At 43.5% G+C, this 17,240-nt stretch carries 19 protein-coding genes, 1 tRNA gene and 1 pseudogene; 9 read left to right on the top strand and 12 right to left on the bottom strand.

Going from position 1 to position 17,240, the window contains the following annotated elements; all coding sequences use genetic code 11:
* Positions 1–112: 112 nt before the first annotated feature.
* The 4 genes from CSQ79_RS13510 to murJ all read left to right on the top strand — a co-directional run bounded on the left by CSQ79_RS13510 (position 113) and on the right by murJ (position 3,076).
* Positions 113–787: a LysE family transporter gene (locus CSQ79_RS13510; RefSeq protein WP_099701685.1), complete on the top strand. Its 675-nt coding sequence runs from the start codon at positions 113–115 to the stop codon at positions 785–787.
* An 87-nt stretch (positions 788–874) separates the two neighbouring features.
* Complete coding sequence (locus CSQ79_RS13505; RefSeq protein WP_099701684.1) at positions 875–1,141, top strand: type II toxin-antitoxin system HicB family antitoxin; 267 nt, start codon at positions 875–877, stop codon at positions 1,139–1,141.
* Positions 1,134–1,373 (top strand): type II toxin-antitoxin system HicA family toxin, encoded by a 240-nt coding sequence (locus tag CSQ79_RS13500; protein ID WP_099701683.1) that lies wholly within the window; start codon positions 1,134–1,136, stop codon positions 1,371–1,373. The genes CSQ79_RS13505 and CSQ79_RS13500 overlap by 8 nt, the downstream gene beginning before the upstream one ends.
* Positions 1,374–1,483: 110 nt before the next feature.
* Positions 1,484–3,076 (top strand): murein biosynthesis integral membrane protein MurJ, encoded by a 1,593-nt coding sequence (murJ, locus tag CSQ79_RS13495; protein WP_099701682.1) that lies wholly within the window; start codon positions 1,484–1,486, stop codon positions 3,074–3,076.
* Between the two features lie 2 nt (positions 3,077–3,078).
* Here the strand turns inward: murJ and CSQ79_RS13490 are convergent, their stop codons facing one another.
* From CSQ79_RS13490 to CSQ79_RS13480, 3 genes are all read right to left on the bottom strand, one after another.
* The gene (locus tag CSQ79_RS13490; protein WP_099701681.1) at positions 3,079–3,387 is read right to left on the bottom strand and encodes a DUF3181 family protein; all 309 of its coding nucleotides are present in this window, start codon (positions 3,385–3,387) and stop codon (positions 3,079–3,081) included.
* A gap of 68 nt (positions 3,388–3,455) precedes the next feature.
* Entirely contained in the window at positions 3,456–3,719 is a 264-nt protein-coding gene (locus CSQ79_RS13485) for a 2TM domain-containing protein (protein ID WP_099701680.1), read from the bottom strand.
* A 114-nt stretch (positions 3,720–3,833) separates the two neighbouring features.
* Positions 3,834–4,526, bottom strand: a complete 693-nt coding sequence (locus CSQ79_RS13480) for a hypothetical protein (protein ID WP_143755454.1) — start codon at positions 4,524–4,526, stop codon at positions 3,834–3,836.
* A gap of 305 nt (positions 4,527–4,831) precedes the next feature.
* On the opposite strand from CSQ79_RS13480, the gene CSQ79_RS13475 reads away from it, so the two are divergent.
* The 3 genes from CSQ79_RS13475 to CSQ79_RS13465 all read left to right on the top strand — a co-directional run bounded on the left by CSQ79_RS13475 (position 4,832) and on the right by CSQ79_RS13465 (position 7,041).
* A complete protein-coding gene (locus tag CSQ79_RS13475) occupies positions 4,832–5,686 on the top strand; it encodes an AraC family transcriptional regulator (RefSeq protein ID WP_099701678.1) in 855 nt (284 codons plus the stop codon).
* 15 nt (positions 5,687–5,701) lie between these two features.
* On the top strand, positions 5,702–6,193 hold the full coding sequence (locus tag CSQ79_RS13470; protein WP_099701677.1) for a DUF29 domain-containing protein: 492 nt from the start codon (positions 5,702–5,704) through the stop codon (positions 6,191–6,193).
* A gap of 101 nt (positions 6,194–6,294) precedes the next feature.
* Positions 6,295–7,041: a glucose 1-dehydrogenase gene (locus CSQ79_RS13465; RefSeq protein ID WP_099701676.1), complete on the top strand. Its 747-nt coding sequence runs from the start codon at positions 6,295–6,297 to the stop codon at positions 7,039–7,041.
* Positions 7,042–7,118: 77 nt separating this feature from the next.
* On the opposite strand, the gene moaC is transcribed toward CSQ79_RS13465, so the two are convergent.
* The gene (moaC, locus tag CSQ79_RS13460) at positions 7,119–7,616 is read right to left on the bottom strand and encodes a cyclic pyranopterin monophosphate synthase MoaC (protein WP_099701675.1); all 498 of its coding nucleotides are present in this window, start codon (positions 7,614–7,616) and stop codon (positions 7,119–7,121) included.
* Between the two features lie 57 nt (positions 7,617–7,673).
* On the opposite strand from moaC, the gene CSQ79_RS13455 reads away from it, so the two are divergent.
* Positions 7,674–7,747, top strand: a tRNA-Arg gene (locus tag CSQ79_RS13455).
* Between the two features lie 4 nt (positions 7,748–7,751).
* On the opposite strand, the pseudogene CSQ79_RS13450 reads toward CSQ79_RS13455, so the two are convergent.
* From CSQ79_RS13450 to CSQ79_RS13440, 3 genes and pseudogenes are all read right to left on the bottom strand, one after another.
* Positions 7,752–8,974 (bottom strand): annotated as a pseudogene (locus tag CSQ79_RS13450) (MFS transporter).
* A 136-nt stretch (positions 8,975–9,110) separates the two neighbouring features.
* Positions 9,111–10,121, bottom strand: coding sequence for a glycosyltransferase family 2 protein (locus CSQ79_RS13445; RefSeq protein ID WP_099701674.1), 1,011 nt, complete (start codon positions 10,119–10,121; stop codon positions 9,111–9,113).
* Positions 10,122–10,847 carry a C40 family peptidase gene (locus CSQ79_RS13440; RefSeq protein WP_099701673.1) on the bottom strand — a complete coding sequence of 242 codons (726 nt, stop codon included), beginning with the start codon at positions 10,845–10,847 and terminating at the stop codon, positions 10,122–10,124.
* An 86-nt stretch (positions 10,848–10,933) separates the two neighbouring features.
* Here CSQ79_RS13440 and CSQ79_RS13435 point away from each other — a divergent pair, with 86 nt between their 5' ends.
* The gene (locus CSQ79_RS13435; RefSeq protein ID WP_099701672.1) at positions 10,934–11,866 is read left to right on the top strand and encodes a serine hydrolase; all 933 of its coding nucleotides are present in this window, start codon (positions 10,934–10,936) and stop codon (positions 11,864–11,866) included.
* A 44-nt stretch (positions 11,867–11,910) separates the two neighbouring features.
* Here the strand turns inward: CSQ79_RS13435 and CSQ79_RS13430 are convergent, their stop codons facing one another.
* The 5 genes from CSQ79_RS13430 to CSQ79_RS13405 form a co-directional block, all read right to left on the bottom strand.
* Positions 11,911–13,152, bottom strand: coding sequence for an aspartate aminotransferase (locus CSQ79_RS13430; RefSeq protein ID WP_289501109.1), 1,242 nt, complete (start codon positions 13,150–13,152; stop codon positions 11,911–11,913).
* On the bottom strand, positions 13,149–14,312 hold the full coding sequence (locus CSQ79_RS13425) for an iron-containing alcohol dehydrogenase family protein (RefSeq protein WP_099701671.1): 1,164 nt from the start codon (positions 14,310–14,312) through the stop codon (positions 13,149–13,151). The genes CSQ79_RS13430 and CSQ79_RS13425 overlap by 4 nt, the downstream gene beginning before the upstream one ends.
* 22 nt (positions 14,313–14,334) lie before the next feature.
* Entirely contained in the window at positions 14,335–14,853 is a 519-nt protein-coding gene (locus tag CSQ79_RS13420; RefSeq protein ID WP_099701670.1) for a Ycf51 family protein, read from the bottom strand.
* A 71-nt stretch (positions 14,854–14,924) separates the two neighbouring features.
* Entirely contained in the window at positions 14,925–15,401 is a 477-nt protein-coding gene (gene sufU, locus CSQ79_RS13415) for a Fe-S cluster assembly sulfur transfer protein SufU (RefSeq protein WP_099701740.1), read from the bottom strand.
* 731 nt (positions 15,402–16,132) lie between these two features.
* The gene (locus CSQ79_RS13405; RefSeq protein WP_099701669.1) at positions 16,133–17,206 is read right to left on the bottom strand and encodes an iron ABC transporter substrate-binding protein; all 1,074 of its coding nucleotides are present in this window, start codon (positions 17,204–17,206) and stop codon (positions 16,133–16,135) included.
* Positions 17,207–17,240: the final 34 nt, after the last annotated feature.

Below are 17,240 nucleotides of genomic sequence, written 5' to 3'. Positions count from 1 at the left end.
CCATTATCTTAAATATACTCTAGATTGTCAAAATAAGCAATAACAATTATCCCTATTCTTATCTTCAATTTCACTGCACACTTAATGAAGTGACTGCAATAGAGGAAACTTAATGTTTGCACTTTTCTTTACTGCACTGTTTTTAGGATTCATCTTCAATGCTGCACCTGGAGCAGTTTTTGCAGAGACTATTCGACAGGGAATCAGAGGTGGTTTCAAAGGTGCGTTAGCTGTTCAAATTGGTTCGCTTGTAGGAGATGCGCTTTGGGCTGTACTGGGTTTGACAGGCGTTGGATTACTTTTGCAATGGGACTTATTACGTCTACCAATTGGGCTTGCTGGCGTACTCTATCTACTTTGGCTAGCTGGGGATGCGTGGCAAGAGGCAAATAAAGAATTCAGTATCAAGCTCGCTCCGACAAACACTTATAGTAAAAAAGCTTTGCGTTCTGGTATTTTGCTATCAATCACAAATCCACAAAATATAGCGTACTGGGCAGCTTTAGGTAGTGCAATGGGTGCTATCGGAGTAAGCGATCCTACAGTTAGTCACAATTTAATCTTTTTCACTGGCTTTATGGTTGCGTCCTTTCTTTGGTCATTCGTTTGTGCTGGACTTGTTACTCAAGTATTCCAAAGATCTCAAAGAGATTGGACGCGGTTAACTTACCGAGCTTGTGCCATTGCCTTTTTACTTCTTGCCTTTTCTTCGCTACGCAATCTCTGGAGTTCATATGTAGCCCCTCAAGATTCCGTGCAGCCTCCAGCAATTCACAGCGAACCTTGATTAAGCTTATGCTATGTGGGTAACGAGCAAAATTACAGCCCTAGACTAAAATTAACAACACAAGGTTATTTCAACAAAGCCAGTAACATGGATTTTTACACCGTTATTCTGCGACAAAGTGCCGGTTATTGGGTTGCCTTATGTTTAGAAAATGGGATTGTCAGTCAAGGAGAAACGCAGGATAGCGCCATCGAAAAATTAAAAGAGGCAATTGAGTCTTTTCAAGATATTTACGAGTCTAGAACTGATGTTTATTGCGCTCCTGTTCCGATAAAGGAATTGCATGAGTTTTTGACTGTAGAGTCGAAGGAGCCAGGATCAGAAGTTTACGAGTTTAGGGCAGTTTATGCCTAAAAATATTCCCTCCCTCAAGCCAAAGCAATTAATTAAACTTTTAGAGAAGGCAGGTTGCATATTTTACCGAGAGGGTAAAGGAGATCATAGTCTTTATACCCGTGTTGTTGAAGGTAAAACACGAGTAGTCCCAATTGATATGGGAGCAAAAGAAATGTCTCCTGCTTATGTATTGCGAATTTTTAGGCAGTTCGGATTGACAGATGAAGAAATTGAGGATTTGTTGAAATAGCGATCGCACAGCACAGAACAAAAAATCATTGCAGCCAATTGCCGAAGCTCAATCACTAAAATCGCAATTCGCGGTTAAATGTTATGAGGTTGAGATAGTAGTAATGCTTTGTGTCTGAAAAACCTTCTCGTTCGTTAGCTGGAATTGCTGGAATCGTTGCAGTTGCAACTTTGCTGAGTAAACTCGTAGCCCTCGTGCGCCAACAAGCGATCGCAGCGGCGTTTGGTGTTGGTGTGGTGGCGAATGCTTATAGCTATGCTTACGTTGTTCCTAGCTTCTTCTGGGTGCTACTCGGTGGTGTCAATGGACCGATTCATAGTGCCATAGTCAGTGTTTTATCCAAACGTAGCAAACAAGAATCTGCGCAGTTAGTCGAAACAACAACCACACTGGTGAGTGGATTACTTATTTTTATTACTATCATTCTAGTCGTCTTTGCCGATTTTTTTATTAGCTTACTAGGTCCACAACTCAGTTCACAAACGCAGGCGATCGCTACTGTGCAACTGCAAATTATGGCACCAATGGCATTACTCGCGGGGTTAGTAGGTATAGGCTTTGGTACTTTAAATACAGCAAATCAATATTGGCTACTTTCGATTAGTCCAGTACTTTCTAGCATCACAATCATTATTGGACTGGGAATCTTAGCCTTTCAACTGGGAGATGATATTGTTTTACCACGGTACGCTTTACTAGGCGGACAAGTTTTAGCTTGGGGAACTCTTGCTGGTGCAATTTTACAATGGCTTGCCCAACTTATTACACAGTGGCGGTTAGGCTTAGGTACTCTGCGCTTGAGATTTGATTTTCGCTCTCCTGGAGTCCGCGAAGTCATTAATATTATGGGTCCTGCAACGTTTTCATCAGGAATGATGCAGATCAATCTCTATACCGATCTCTTTTTTGCTTCAGGAATTGCAGGTGCAGCAGCAGCATTTAGCTACGCTGGTTTACTCGTGCAAACGCCCTTAGGCATTATTTCCAACATGATTTTGTTGCCCTTACTCCCAATGCTTTCGCAATTAGCTGCACCGGAAGACTGGGTAAATCTCAAACTGCGTATTCGTCAAGGTTTACTTATTACAGCAGTGACAATGCTACCATTGGGCGCGTTGTTTGTTGCTTTAGCAGTTCCGATTGTCCGTGTAATTTACGAACGTGGCGCTTTTGGGCAAGCCGGTTCGCAGTTAGTTGCGTCAGTACTTATGGCTTATGGGATTGGTATGTTTGTCTACTTAGCGCGTGATGTCCTCGTCAGAGTATTTTATGCGTTAGGTGATGGCACGACTCCGTTTCGCGTTAGTTTGCTCAATATCATTCTTAATGTGGGGCTTGATTATATCCTCGTGAAGCCTTTTGGTGCTCCAGGAATTACGCTAGCAACAGTAGGAGTGAATTTTGCTTCCACGATTATGTTCCTCCTCATTCTCAACCGTCGGCTTAATGGTTTGCCGCTACGTCAGTGGAGTATACCTATATTGGGTTTAACCGCTAGTAGTTTTGTTGCTGGAACTGCCAGTTGGGCGACGCTTTGGGCTTCTCAACGCCTACTCGGTAGTGAAGGTTTAATTGTTCAGTTGTTGCAACTTAGCATGTCTGGTTTATTTGGACTTGGAGTGTTCGCAGCGATCGCCTTACAAATGAAGTTACCCGAAGTTGATCTGGTAATATCACGCCTGCGCCAACGCTTTGCGAGATAATATTAAAATCGACTTTGATATTTCTCGACAATATCGATTAAGTTAACTTGACATTGCATGGGTAATAAATCGATTAAAGGAATTTCGCTTCTCCCGCCACCAATCTTAATTGGCATATCTTTTAAAATTGCTAAAACTTCGTCTTCATTAACAGAATTAGCGGAAAGTAGCGGATAGAATTTTTCTGCTAAAACCTTGTGCAACTTTGCATCAGAAAGGTAAAGATGCCATTTAGCAACATCAATATAAACATTTTCGCCAATTTCAGATGCTAGCGCTTCGAGAATTTCTGTCGTACTTTGGTTAGCCATAATCTTTAACTCAACTTGCAAGCTGTCACTGCCACAATTTCTAATTAACAATTAATTTTCATCTACCTTTAAGTAGATTTTGAGGGATTTCCTGGTTCTGAATAATCAGCGATCGCCGAAATATAAACTAAATGTACTAGCAACACCAGTAACCAACTTGCCGTTAACAAAGGAAGCCAAGTCCAAGTAATAGACTTGAGATTGTAGAAGAACCACAGCCCAGAATTTGTCACAGCAAAGACTGCGACGTGCATCGCAAAATTCATACGATCGTCCAAACGACGATAGGCTGGATCTCGGCGATCAGGTTTACGCGGCCAACGAGGAGGCATAAATCGTTAATCTATAAGTGTATGAGTGAGATATTAACTCATTCTAGGATTTTCCCACGAGTTTTTGCTAATTGAGATGGGGTTATGCTAAAGCTGTCTTGTAGAACGGTATCACTAATAAATATCTCTCCAAGCTTCAACAGTTCCCCTACCAATTTCACTATCAATTGTTTCGCCGCTTTCTGTCACTAACCTAATCTGCACATTCTCAATCGGAGTCGATCTTAAGGCGTTTGCGACATCGGGATTAATTGCAAATGTACTGTTTCTGCCATCAAGTTGATAGACTTGTTCGCCAGTTCGGATAAAAAGCTTCACAGCATTTTGAGTATTACTTGCGATCGCGCATCTTGAAACGGGGAAACTAGTATAAGGAAATCCTGTATATAAATATTTTCGTCCGCGATAAGCAATAACACGGCGTGTTAACAAGCGGTTATACGAAAATCTTGTCGAATACGCACAATTTCGCTCTCTAGAAGCTAACAAGAAACGAACTGAGTTGGGTCTCCAAAGACTTAAAATTTCAAATCTGACGTTGTTATTGAGAAATCTGCGGTAAAAGTAGTTGCGATCAAAAACTCCTAGATAACTTCCCTCGAATGGATCGTTAATTTTCACAGGGCGCGACCAAGGAACATCCATATTTTGCCCTAGCGCTGAGGAACTAACAACGGGAATTTCCTGAGCTGCTTGTGCTATTCGACTAGGTACAATGCCAATGATAGAAACATTAGCTACTGCAAGGCTTAGTAGGAATATTTGCTTAGTCAGATAAGATATTTTGCTACTAGATATCTTGTTCATTTGCGTAGCCAAAATTGATGCACATCTTGTCATTATTCTAGCTACAATCTAGGCACCGTGCACTCTTGTCTTTTAAAGGGTTAAGTGAAAGTAATAAAATAGTAATTGTATTGTAATTGTCACTTTATTAAACAGATCATAAAGAACACAAAGAAAAGCAATTTTATAAAGAATTTATATGTATCAATCTATAAAATTATTTTAAATAAAATTTTGTGGCAAAAAATATATTATATAACAAACTTAGTGAAATAAAGTGTATTTCAATGAATAATTGTTTAGGGTAGTTTGCTGGGAGAAATAGGATGCGATCGCTACCAATTCATAACTTACCTTCTTTATCAACGCTTACTCAACAATGGGAAGGCATTGCAGTTGAACATAGTTGTATGAATGCGATTGGTGAATTTGATTTTGCCATGCCTAAGAACACAATTAGTGTTGCGTTTGTACCACACGATCGCGTCACTTGGTCAGTTGATGGTACTGCGAGTCAAACTACAGCTTTACCACCAGGCAGTGTGTTTCTCTATTGTGAACATGATTTTGTTTGGCACTATCGAGAACATATTAGTGAATACATCAACATCACACTTGACCAAAATTTACTCAACCAAATAGCAGCAGAAAATAGTGTATCCACTCCTGTTGAAATTGAACACCGCGTCATTTTTCCTGATACAACGATTCTTCACGTAGCGCAATTACTCAAAGCGGAAATCCTCAATGAAGGGTTAGCTGGAAAAATTTACACTGAGTCACTCAGAAATCTATTGATGGTTCATCTACTACGCAACTACAATCGCGTGCGGGTAAAACCTCAATCAGGAAATAAACTACTAGATACAATCAAACTCAAGCAAGTTAAAGATTTTATTGCAGAAAACTTAGCAGAAGATATCACAATTGCTGATATGGCGGCTGTTGTTCATATTAGTCAATTTCATTTTGCCCGCGCCTTTAAAACTGCAACCGGAGAATCACCCCATCGTTATCTAACACAAAGACGTATTGAACGCGCCAAGATTATGTTATCTGTAACGCGGCTGGCGATCGCAGAAGTAGCCTATCGTGTTGGCTTCTATAACCAAAGTCACTTCACCGCACAATTTCGCAAACTCACTGGATTCACGCCAAAACAATATCGCGACTGTTTATAACCAATTACTACTCCAATGATCAATAATCTCTATGCAATTGATTTCTACGCCTGGACTCAAGAACAAGCAAAGTTACTCCGCGATCGCCAATGGCACGAACTCGACTTGCCAAATTTAATTGAGGAAATTGAGTCTTTGGGAAAACAACAACGCCAGGAACTGCGAAACCGATTGAGTATTTTAATCGGACATTTACTCAAGTGGAGGTTGTTGGGGACGGGTTGCCCGTCCCCTTTATCAACCGTGGAATATCAACCTCAACGGCGCAGTCGTAGTTGGTTAAGTACAATTCGAGTGCAGCGCCGTGAAATTCAACAGCTTTTGCAAGAAAACCCTAGCTTAAAGTCCTATCTTCAGGAAGCAGTATTAATAGCCTACCAAAATGGCAAAGATTTAGCTGTAGGAGAAACCAATCTACCTAACAAAACTTTTCCTGCTGAGTGTACTTATACACTAGAGGACATTTTGAGCGATCGCTTTTTCCCTGGCGAACCATATTCTGAATAAACCGCAAGATTTTGATAAAACGGCGCAAGTATCGCTCATGAACTTCACTATCCGATTGCGTAAATTAAGAACAACTGTATGAATTTCAGTGAGGAAACCGCATGATTTCTATGAAAGAAAAAGTTGCGATCGTAACTGGTGGGAGTTCTGGTATTGGTAAAGCAACAGCGATCGCCTTTGCTAAAGCAGGTGCAAAAGTAGTTGTTGCAGCGCGGCGCACTTTAGAAGGTGAAGACACAATCAAGCAAATTCAACAAGCAGGTGGTGAAGGACTTTTTGTCAAAACAGATGTAACGCAAGCGCAAGAAGTAGAAGCCCTAGTTAATACCACGATCGAGACATACAGTCGCCTTGACTTTGCCTTCAATAATGCAGGTTCTGGTAAAGCGATTCCTTTAATCGAAATGGCTGAAGAAGACTGGGAAGCAGAAATAGCTGTCAACCTCAAGTCAATTTGGCTATGCATGAAATACGAGATTCCCGCAATGATGAAATCAGGAACTGGAGCGATTGTTAATGTTTCCTCACAAGGGGCGCTAGTTGGTGTCGCCAATTACTCTGCATACGGAGCCGCTAAAGGTGGTGTAATTTCGCTTTCGCGTGCAGCCGCAGCAGAATATGCTGAGCAAATTCGTGTTAATACGATAAGTCCTGGTGCTGTAAAAACAGAATTATGGGCAGACGCACCGCCAAGTATGCTTGAGCAAGTAGCATCTGGTATTCCACTACAACGAATTGGCGAACCTAACGATATTGCAGAAGCAGCAGTTTGGTTATGTTCTGATGCAGCTTCGTTCATTACTGGACACAACCTTGTCATTGATGGTGGATATACAGCAGTACAATAAGCTTTGTCTGTGCCATCTAGTGTAGATTTTGAACTCCTCAAGCGTAAGCTCTACTGTTGTTTCAGTTAGAGCTTGTACTACTCACTTTGATAATCTCCCGATTTACCACCAGATTTACTAACTAAATGAATTAATTCAATCGAGATTGACTTTTCTAAAGCCTTTGCCATGTCGTACAAAGTCAGCGCCGCAACTGAAACTGCTGTTAACGCTTCCATTTCAACACCCGTTTCGGCTTTGGTTTTGACTAACGCAGTAATTTGATAACCAGGTAACTGCGAATCAGGCTCAATCTGCACTTCTACTTTGTGTAAGGGTAGAGGGTGACACAACGGAATTAAATTTGATGTTTGTTTAGCCGCCATAATTCCTGCAAGTCTTGCAGTCCCCAAAACATCACCTTTAGGGGCGTTTCCTGCTTGAATTGTGGCAAAAGTTTCGCTAGACATTCGCACACTCGCCGCCGCGACAGCTTGGCGCACAGTTGACGTTTTGTGCGAGACATCAACCATTTGGGCTTGTCCTTGGTTATCCAAGTGCGTCAAATTAGAGGAATTTTGAGAAATTTGTTCCATTTCACTTTTTCGTGATAGTATAGATACTCGCAAGAATAAAGCGAACAGCTTTTTTCAGGGCGTGTAGCTCAGTGGACTAGAGCACGTGGCTACGGACCACGGTGTCGGGGGTTCGAATCCCTCCTCGCCCGTTTTTTACCTTAATGCATAAACATCTCTACCTTTACCAAGTGCAAAGCGTAGAGAATGCGCCATATCTTTACTCGATTGAGTGAGAAAAACGACGATCGCAAGCGTAGTCAAACCAGCCGCGAAGCCGAAAAGATGGCGATAACCGATGTATTGCGCGATCGCCCCTAAAACAGGTCCTGCAATCGCAATTCCGACATCAAACCCCACCATACATAAACCAAACATGCGTCCGCGTTCTTGAGGTAGCGTGCGATCAGCAACGACTGTAGCCACCATTGGAATTAAGATACCAGCTCCCAATCCTTCCACAAAGCCAGCACTTAAAAATGCAGTAGCGCTATTAGCAAGCCACAACAGCAACATCGAGACGGTGTAAAAAATTAAGCTGAGAGTAACAAATAAACCGCGTCCATAGCGATCGCTTGCCCTCCCTGTAGGAATGCGGATAATAAAACTAGCGATCGCCGCTGCAGTGTAAAACAAACCTACGTTAAAATCTACACCAACAGATTTGATATACAACGGCACAAATGTACTCAAAGTGCCAAACGCTAACCCAACCAACAGCAAGATCAGTGCTAAAGTCCGAATTCGAGGACTACCTAGCAGTTGCCAAAAACGGTTGTCAGTCACTTGGCATTTCAGCAAATTAGCAGCTGGGTTAGAGACTTGCGATGCAAATAATATTCCCAACACTCCCAAGCCAGCAGATAACGAAAATAAAGCCGTGTAACCAATGCTAGCTTGCAAATAACCACCTAAAGCAGGTCCCAACGCCATACCAATCGGATTCACTAGACTCATGTAACCGATAATTTCCCCGCGACTTTTTGCAGGGGCGATATCTGCAACTAAGGTAGTGTAGCCGCTCGAATAAGCTGCAATACTAATTCCATGAAATGCGCGAATCACCATTAACAGCCATAAAGATTTCACCATTAAGTAGCCTAAGGGGGCTAAAGCAACCGTACTCAGGGCAATGATCAACACAAGTTTGCGACTGCGGAGATCTGCCAATTGTGCTAGCCAGGGACGCAAATTAATAGCCCAATCGCAAAACTTCCCATCACAACGCCAATTTGCTGCGGCGTCCCACCGAGATCGTTGATATAAAGTGGTAGCGTCGGCAACAACGAAGCCAAACTAGACCAAAATAACAAACCCGCAATAAAGAGGATCTGTAAGTTACGGCGCGGTTGAGGGTCAAGCGTCTGAAAAACGTTCAAAGTTCAGCTAATGAGTAAGGTTATTAAGTCTGTGGGTTTTATTTGTAGACTGGTAACTGGTAATTGGTCATTAGTAAAGAATGCTATTACCCATTCCCCGTTACCCATTACCTATTACCCACATATCATTGTTACTTTACTTAATATTTTTTCCTACAACCTCTCGCACGCGATAGATAGGTCGCCCTTGAGATTCATGATAAGTACGCATCAGCAACTCTGCTAACAACCCAAAACTAAATAGCTGTACCCCAGCGATAAACAGCACAACTGCCAAAATCAACAGCGGACGATTCCCAATACTCTGCCCCAAACCCAGTTTCAAAAACGTTAAATACAGACCGATCGCCGTTCCCAACAGCATTGAAGCCAGCCCAAACAAACCAAATACGTGCATCGGGCGCGTCAGGAACGTTTTCATAAACCAGATGGTGAGTAAATCCATCAAAACCCGAAAGGTGCGCCACAAGCCATACTTGCTTTTACCAAACCGCCGTGCATGATGACGTACTGGTAATTCAGTGATTCGCGCCCCCTCAATAAAAGCCAACGCTGGCAGAAAGCGGTGTAACTCCCCATACAAATGCATATCCTTGACAAGTTCTGCATTATATGCCTTTAAAGAACAACCATAATCATGTAACTGCACCCCAGTTACCCGCCCAATCAACCAATTGGCAATCTTAGAAGGCAACAACCGCGTCAAAGCTGCATCTTGTCGTTTGTGACGCCAACCACTCACCAAGTCATATCCTTCCTCCAACTTAGCAAGCAGCAGTGGGATATCTGCCGGATCATTCTGCAAGTCACCATCCAAAGTAACAATTGCCTGACCCAAAGCGTAATTAAACCCCGCCGCCATCGCCGCCGTTTGCCCATAATTGCGCCGCAACAACACTGCCCGCAAATCAGGGCGCAGCAAGCATTGCTGCTTCAACCAGTCAGCCGAACCATCCCGCGAACCATCATCAACACAAATAATCTCATAACTGTACTGCGACTTGCTTAAAGTTGATGCGATCGCATCAACTAAATGCGGCAAACTCTCCACCTCGTTATAAACTGGCACTACCACCGAAACATCAGGGCAATTCTCCACCAAAAATCCATCTTGCCCAGCACTCCCCGCCACAACAATACTTTTCATCTATTTCCTGCTCCTGAAGCTCCTCAAATCCCCTCTGCCCCTCTGCTCACCTACAAGAGGTTCATAACTTTCCACAACCCTTCCCGCACCCCTCCACTGCTGATAATACGACCGACTTACCTCATCCCCTTGTTCCGACAACCGATCAATGCCAATTCCATTGCGCCCCATCTTCTCCCCAGAACTATGAAGATAACAACCATCCCCCAAATAAAGCCCGACATGAGTCGCCCTCTCAATCCCAAAAAACACGAGATCTCCAGGTAGCATTTCCTCTACCGTAATTGCTTGCGTAAATCCTTCTTGCTGATACGCATCTCTAGGCAACCATACACCCACCGAAGTAAACGCTGCCTGCATCAAACCAGAACAATCGTAATTAGGTCCTACGGTACCACCCCAAAGGTAATAATTTGGTTGCTGCATTGCCGCGTGAGTAAATGCAATGACTTGCGGAATTAACTTTCTAATTTCTGCTTCTGTCACCAAGTTAGCTTGATACGCCTGAGTTGCAACTTGCAATTTTCCAAGATCTGATCGCAACAGCCAGCCAGGATAATTATCTTCACACAAACACACCGCAATCGCCGCATCCTCAATCGAGATTATCTGCAAATGCCGCCCTGTAGCTGCTTGCGTCGCCAAGCGATCGCACTGTGGAGAATCATAAATATTCAGATCCGTTTGACACTCATATTCAGTTATTTGAAACTCTTTTACGGTCATTTTTGTTGCTTTCTGACCTACTTCCTATAATCTAGTAATCTAATTCCCCATCTTAAAAGCTAATCGCTAATTGCTAATTGCTACTTATGACTTTTTTCTTACAAGACAAACAACTAAAAAATATCGGCGATCGCATTTTACAAGCAACCTGGGCAGAATTTCCGCAATTGCCTCAAAATTCTTTAGCTTTGACATGGATTGTCTACGACTCTCCAGTTCCGGTAAACACTGGTGGGGCTTTAAGTCCTAATGCTTTTTGGAATTACCAAGTGCGAGGATGTAGTTATCGTGGTGATGAACCGATTTATCCTGCAAGTGTTGTCAAGTTATTCTATCTCGTCGCGATCCACGAATGGTTAGAAAATGGCATGGTGCAGACTTCGAGTGAGTTGGAACGCGCGATGCGCGATATGATTGTCGATTCGAGTAATGATGCTACAAGCTTGGTTGTAGATGTTTTGAGTGGGACGACAAGTGGTCCCGAATTGCCACCAGGTCCGTTTGAAACGTGGAAATCGCAGCGTAATATTGTCAACCGCTACTTTCAGTCGTTGGGTTGGGAAGAAATTGAAAAGATTAATGTGAATCAAAAAACTTGGTGTGAAGGTCCCTACGGGCGCGAGAGAATGTATTTAGGCGAGATGATGCAAAATCGCAATATGCTAACGACGAATGCAACAGCGCGGTTATTGCATAGTATTATTGGGGGCGTGGCGGTATCGAGTGAGCGATCGCAGGCGATGATGGCTTTGCTGCAACGCGATCTCAAAGATTTGGCGACGGATGTGGAAGAAAATCAAGTAACAGGTTTTTTGGGCGCGGGTTTGCCGGATAATGCACAGTTGTGGTCGAAGGCGGGATGGACAACTCAAGTACGCAATGATGCAGCTTATGTTGAGATTCCTGGAAAGCAGCCTTTTCTTTTGGTGGTGTTTGTGGAGGGTAGGGCGCACTGTCAGAATCAGCAGCTTTTGCCGTTCGTTTCCCAGCAGGTTGTGCGGGAGGTGGGAGATTTGTAACGAACCGAACTTCGGCGCAGAGGACACAGGTATAGAGAGAATCTTTATCCTACCCCGACCTCTGAACCGTAGGTCTGCGCAAGCGTCCCCTGACCCCTGACCCCTTCCGTACAGCAAATTCCCGCTTGTTTGAAGCGATTCAATACTTCTTGGAGGCGATCGCACTCTGCTATTAAACTAATCCGCACGTAGCCCTCACCCGCAGCACCAAAGGCGTTTCCTGGGGTGACGACAACGCCAGTTTGCTGTAAAACATCTAGTGCGAAGTTTGTTGATGTTGTGTCTTTGGGACAAGGTACCCATAGATACATTGTTGCTTTTGTTTTGGGGATATTCCAGCCGAGTTCAGCTAATCCTTGAATCAAGAAATCGCGGCGTTGTTGGTAGCGTTGTTGGACTTCGTGTAAGTAGACATCGGGGAGTTGTAGTGCAGTTTCGGCGGCGGTTTGCAGTGCGGCGAAGATACCGTAATCTAAATTAGTTTTGAGCGTGCGTAACCCTTGAATAATGTGGCGATTTCCGACAACAAAGCCGACGCGCCAGCCTGCCATGTTGTATGTTTTAGAAAGTGTATGAAATTCGACGCCGATGTCTTTCGCACCTGGAATTTCTAGTAAGCTAGTCGGTTGATAACCATCAAAGGCAAGTTCGGCGTAGCACAAATCGTGGACTAGTAAGATTTCGTATTTACGCGCGAAGGCGACAATTTCCGTAAAAAATTCTCTGGGTGCAGTCGCTCCCGTAGGATTACTAGGATAATTGAAATATAGAATTTTGGCTTTTTGAGCAACGTCTTCGGGAATTTTTGCTAAATCGATGAGCCAATCGTTTTCGGGTGACAAATTTAAGCTATAAACGTCACCACCTGCAATCACAGGGGCGCGAAAGTGTGCCGGATACGCAGGAGAAGGCACTAAAACAACATCGCCAGGATTAATATAGGCGATCGCTAAGTGTCCTAATCCTTCTTTGGAACCGAGTAATGGTAGTGCTTCACTATCAGGATCGAGTTTTACTGCATAACGACGATGATACCAATCGGTAATTGCCCGCCGAAAACTCGCTGTTCCTTCAAATGGAGGATAACCGTGATTTTTTGAGTTTTGCAAGGCGGCGATCGCGGCTTCTACGACAGGTTGTGGTGTCGCACCATCAGGGTTTCCCATGCCCAAATCAATTAAATCCAACCCTTGTTCCCGCGCTTTAGCTTTGAGTTCGTCTAAGCGGGCAAACACATACGGGGGTAATTTTTGGATGCGATCGGCTGGAATCCAATTCAAGCTCATTCAGTTACCTCTTCGGGAATCATCCTCGCTGGAGGATTGAGGGAGTTACTACTAATAGGTGCTGTCGTTGAAACCATTGCCGCCATCAGTTGTTCGGTTGCAACTTTAAACGGTAGTCGGTGAATGTCCGACTTTGGATCGCAGGCTATTTCAACACACCTTTGCAGGTCTTCTATTGTAATACTCCCCATGTCCAATTCATGCAACGTTTTTGGTAAACCAATTTCGTCATAAAATTTGAGTAATTGTTGCCGTGCGGTAGCCGCGAGTTGATTGCCTTGCAGCATTTCTTCTAACCGTAGTTGTACCAAAATGCCATAGGCAACTTTTTCACCATGAATACTGTGGTGGATATGTAGATGCGTTAACCCATTATGTACAGCATGAGCAGCAACAGTCCGACATTGCGCGCCACCAAGTCCCCCAATCACGCCAGCAAGTAATACGGTTGCATCGACAACTTCACGCCATACCGCGCTTCCTGGTGCTTGCAGTGCGGCAACAGATTTTTGAAAGAGAATATCGCGTAATACTCGTGCTTGTTGTACAGCAGCGATAGTTAAAGTATCTTCCGAATGGGCACTACTGACAGAAGCTTCGTACCACTTTGCTAATGCGTCACCAATGCCTGCAACTAAGGTACGTTGGGGTGCAGTCTGAATTAAGTCATAATCGAGTAGCACCAAGTCAGGACACCGCGACAAGCTAACGTCGTAAAGAAAGCCGCCATCGTCAGTATAAATGTTAGAAAGTGCTGTCCAAGCAGCACACGTTGCTGCAGATGTTGGAATAGTAACTACAGGTAAATTGCAATGATGTGCAAGCAGTTTTGCTGTATCGAGGGCTTTACCACCTCCCGCACCAATGATTAGATCGGCTTGATGCGCGGCTACGGCTTGTTTTAGAGATACTAAAGTTGCTTCACTTGAATCGGAACCATAATTAGCTGTTTCTATTTGTAATTGCTGTTGTTCTAATACAGGTTGTAGAACGGGTAAGGTAACAGCAAGCGTGCGATCGCCTCCCACAAGTAACGGACGTTTGCCCAAAGCGGCGATTTCTTCTCCTGATTGCGACAAAATCTGCACTCCCCGCAACACTCGTGCGGGTGCAACAGCAAGCGTCAGGACGTTAGTAGCAGTTTGAGTCTTTTGATTCATCGAAGCTTAGTTTATCTTAGAATTATGCTGAAGATTTAGGTAATTTTGCGAATTTATCGGCAAAAATTTCGATCTGGATTTGCTCGTCTTCGCGATTTCGTAGCGATCGCTTAACATTTCCCAAATATAGTGGTTGAGAAACTCCCAATTCAGGATGAATAATTGTCCGCGCGCGGATATTTAGTTGATCTTGCTCCCGACCTAAGCGACCATATGAAAATAAGTCGCTAGCTGCTTGTCTTAACGTCGCATCGAGTTCTGTCTCGGTAATTGTTGGCGGTACAGCAATGACTGCTTGTGTTGCCCCATTGTCATATATTACCGAAAACCGTACCGCACCAGGAACGACTGTGCGCATAATGGGGACTAAACTGAGGGCAAACAAACCTCCTGTCAGTACTGCCATAAAACCTGTGACTCCCACCAACTGAAACCGCACACCCCATTTAAAGAGAAAACCGGCGATCGCTAACACTGCGACAATCAGTGTCGCGATCCCTGCCCATTGCGTGAGTTGAAAAAATTCAGATGTTGTGATCATGACGTTGGTGAGGTGTAATATAAAGCGATTAGCTTTTAGCAATTAGCTAAATCCTGCAAACGTATCATAATTTACGTGCCTTCGTTACTGACAAACCCAGTATGAGCAATATCGTGAGTCGATTCTAATGCAGCTTTCAAGGTGTGCCAAGTGAGGTTTGCACATTTAATCCGTACAGGAAATTGCGAAACGCCTTGCATGACGTTAAGTTTACGGAGTTCTTTGGGAAACTCATCTTCGCCTTTCATCATATTTTGAAAGCGCTGCACCATTGATAATGCTTCAGTAACTTGCTTACCACGCAACACATCTGCCATTAAATCAGCTGACGCCATTGCGATCGCACAACCTTCGCCTTCAAATTTCACATCTTCAATTGTGTCACCAGCGTCGTTTAGCTTAAGTGTAAGTTCAATCGTATCTCCACATGAAGGATTGTGCCCGCGTTGCTGACGATGCACAGGATTTGTTTTACCTTTGTGCCGTGGTTTTTTATAGTGTTCTAAAATGACCTGTTGATACAGAGCGCGTACATTACTCAATGCCATAATTGCTGTTGTCATTAAGCGTTTTTATTTTCCATATCGATCCTATCAGTCTGCAACAGGTGTTATGGGTTAATCTATGTTTTTTGCCTTAGTCTACAATTCCAACTCGTTTCAAAGCGGTGGTCAATTCTGTCATAAATTCAACAAAAGTGCGGACTTTAGCTGATAGATATCGTTTTTGGGGAAATACAACGGCGATCGGTAATCCCGCCTGAGGCGTGTAGCTTCGTAGAATCGGTTGGAGTTCTCCACTCGCGATCGCACTCGCCGCTATACAAACGAAGTCCGCGGAGGTGGACTTACTGTTAAATCTTTATTTAAGTAGCCCCGAAGAAAATCGGAAGGAAGGCATTTGTGATTCATGCAAAAGGTCTAATAGCTGCACTTTAAATCGCTGCTTGTAGGACTTCGGCATTATCAAAACTCGTGCCAATTCGCACGGTTGCATCAATGTCAAGATAAACTAAAGCTCATGAAATATAATACTTAGCCACTGTTTGGGTGTTGTCATTCAGCTTAACTAAAGCAACAGGGTTGATGATTTCTTGTTCTAAAACTATAGTTTTTACTTGTGGATCGGCAAATGATTACTGAGGTTTGTATTTAACAATTTCGCTAGCGTTAATCATCTTGAAAAGTCGCGATCGCATTTTTTGGTAACTTCGTTTTAATTTACCGCAGAAGAGATCAAAGATTGGAATTGTTTTCCGATCCCTGACCTCTAACCTGTTTTAAACGACTTGTGTTTGCTGCAACAGTTGCAATGTTCCTTCCAAGTCTCTCAAGTTACTCAAGTCAATTTCGGGAGTTTGACTTTCAATTTGGTTGAGTGACACGAGTTCTCCTTGCGGTGTGACTCCTGAAGCTAAAGGATACTCTCTAGTTTCGGTAGCAAAATAGTTTTGTGCATCAGAACTCAACAAGTATTCTACAAATCGCTGAGCAATATTAGGATGCCTCGCTGAATTAAGAATTGCCACACCAGCAACATTAACTAAAGAACCAACATCGTTTGTAAAGTGATGTTCTACTGGAACTTGGGGGTTTTCTTGCTTGATTCGTTCTAAGTAGTAGTGATTCACAAATCCTACAGCTACTTCTCCACGCGTTAAGCCTTCTAAAATAGCAGTATTGTTTGAAAAAGTTCTAGGTTCATTAGCGCGAATACCTTCTAACCATTTTCTTGCTTGTTCTTCTCCCTGAGAGACGCGTAGAGCCGTGACGAAAGCCTGAAATGACCCATTAGTCGGCGCCCAACCAATTCGACCTTTCCAATTAGGTTCAGTGAAGCCAAAGATTGATTGTGGTAGTTCCCCTGGTTGCACCAAATTAGTATTGTAATCAACTGTCCGTACTCTCCCTGTAATACCAATCCATTGTCCTTCGGGCGAACGATAACGGCTGTTAACTTGATTTAACAGACTTTCTGGCATTTGCGCAGTTCTACCTTCTTGTTGCAGTGCACCTAATGCCCCTGCATCTTGCCCAAAGAAAACATCGGTTGGACTATTATTCCCTTCTTCTAAAATTGTTGCGGCGAGTTCTGCGGTGTCTCCATAACGAACTTGAACATTCGCGCCAGTTTCTTGTCTAAATTGTTCGATGAGTTGACCAATTAATTCTTCATTGCGACCAGAGTAGATGACCAACTCGTTCTCAAGAGGACCTGCAGGTGAAGCTGTTGTTGCAGGTGATGTGGCTGGTGATGTTGTGGTGGTAGTCGTTTGGTTATCTGCGCATGCGATCGCCATCCCTCCGCTTGCAGTTGCTAGTCCTACCAAATATACAAACTTACGACGTCTCACTATTGCCTCCTTATCTCAATAACGCTTGCAACCT

The organism is Gloeocapsopsis sp. IPPAS B-1203 (genome assembly GCF_002749975.1).
Lineage (GTDB): Bacteria > Cyanobacteriota > Cyanobacteriia > Cyanobacteriales > Chroococcidiopsidaceae > Gloeocapsopsis.
Note: the sequence above shows the minus strand (reverse complement) of the source record. Positions and strands in the feature narration are given on the sequence as shown.

Bases quoted from the DNA above. Each gene is read 5' to 3' on its own strand.
- CSQ79_RS13510 (WP_099701685.1), top strand. From the start codon at position 113: ATGTTTGCACTTTTCTTTACTGCACTGTTTTTAGGATTCATCTTCAAT.
- CSQ79_RS13505 (WP_099701684.1), top strand. From the start codon at position 875: ATGGATTTTTACACCGTTATTCTGCGACAAAGTGCCGGTTATTGGGTT.
- CSQ79_RS13500 (WP_099701683.1), top strand. From the start codon at position 1,134: ATGCCTAAAAATATTCCCTCCCTCAAGCCAAAGCAATTAATTAAACTT.
- CSQ79_RS13490 (WP_099701681.1), bottom strand. From the start codon at position 3,387: ATGGCTAACCAAAGTACGACAGAAATTCTCGAAGCGCTAGCATCTGAA.
- CSQ79_RS13485 (WP_099701680.1), bottom strand. From the start codon at position 3,719: ATGCCTCCTCGTTGGCCGCGTAAACCTGATCGCCGAGATCCAGCCTAT.
- CSQ79_RS13480 (WP_143755454.1), bottom strand. From the start codon at position 4,526: ATGAACAAGATATCTAGTAGCAAAATATCTTATCTGACTAAGCAAATA.
- CSQ79_RS13475 (WP_099701678.1), top strand. From the start codon at position 4,832: ATGCGATCGCTACCAATTCATAACTTACCTTCTTTATCAACGCTTACT.
- CSQ79_RS13470 (WP_099701677.1), top strand. From the start codon at position 5,702: ATGATCAATAATCTCTATGCAATTGATTTCTACGCCTGGACTCAAGAA.
- CSQ79_RS13465 (WP_099701676.1), top strand. From the start codon at position 6,295: ATGATTTCTATGAAAGAAAAAGTTGCGATCGTAACTGGTGGGAGTTCT.
- moaC (WP_099701675.1), bottom strand. From the start codon at position 7,616: ATGGAACAAATTTCTCAAAATTCCTCTAATTTGACGCACTTGGATAAC.
- CSQ79_RS13445 (WP_099701674.1), bottom strand. From the start codon at position 10,121: ATGAAAAGTATTGTTGTGGCGGGGAGTGCTGGGCAAGATGGATTTTTG.
- CSQ79_RS13440 (WP_099701673.1), bottom strand. From the start codon at position 10,847: ATGACCGTAAAAGAGTTTCAAATAACTGAATATGAGTGTCAAACGGAT.
- CSQ79_RS13435 (WP_099701672.1), top strand. From the start codon at position 10,934: ATGACTTTTTTCTTACAAGACAAACAACTAAAAAATATCGGCGATCGC.
- CSQ79_RS13430 (WP_289501109.1), bottom strand. From the start codon at position 13,152: ATGAGCTTGAATTGGATTCCAGCCGATCGCATCCAAAAATTACCCCCG.
- CSQ79_RS13425 (WP_099701671.1), bottom strand. From the start codon at position 14,312: ATGAATCAAAAGACTCAAACTGCTACTAACGTCCTGACGCTTGCTGTT.
- CSQ79_RS13420 (WP_099701670.1), bottom strand. From the start codon at position 14,853: ATGATCACAACATCTGAATTTTTTCAACTCACGCAATGGGCAGGGATC.
- sufU (WP_099701740.1), bottom strand. From the start codon at position 15,401: ATGGCATTGAGTAATGTACGCGCTCTGTATCAACAGGTCATTTTAGAA.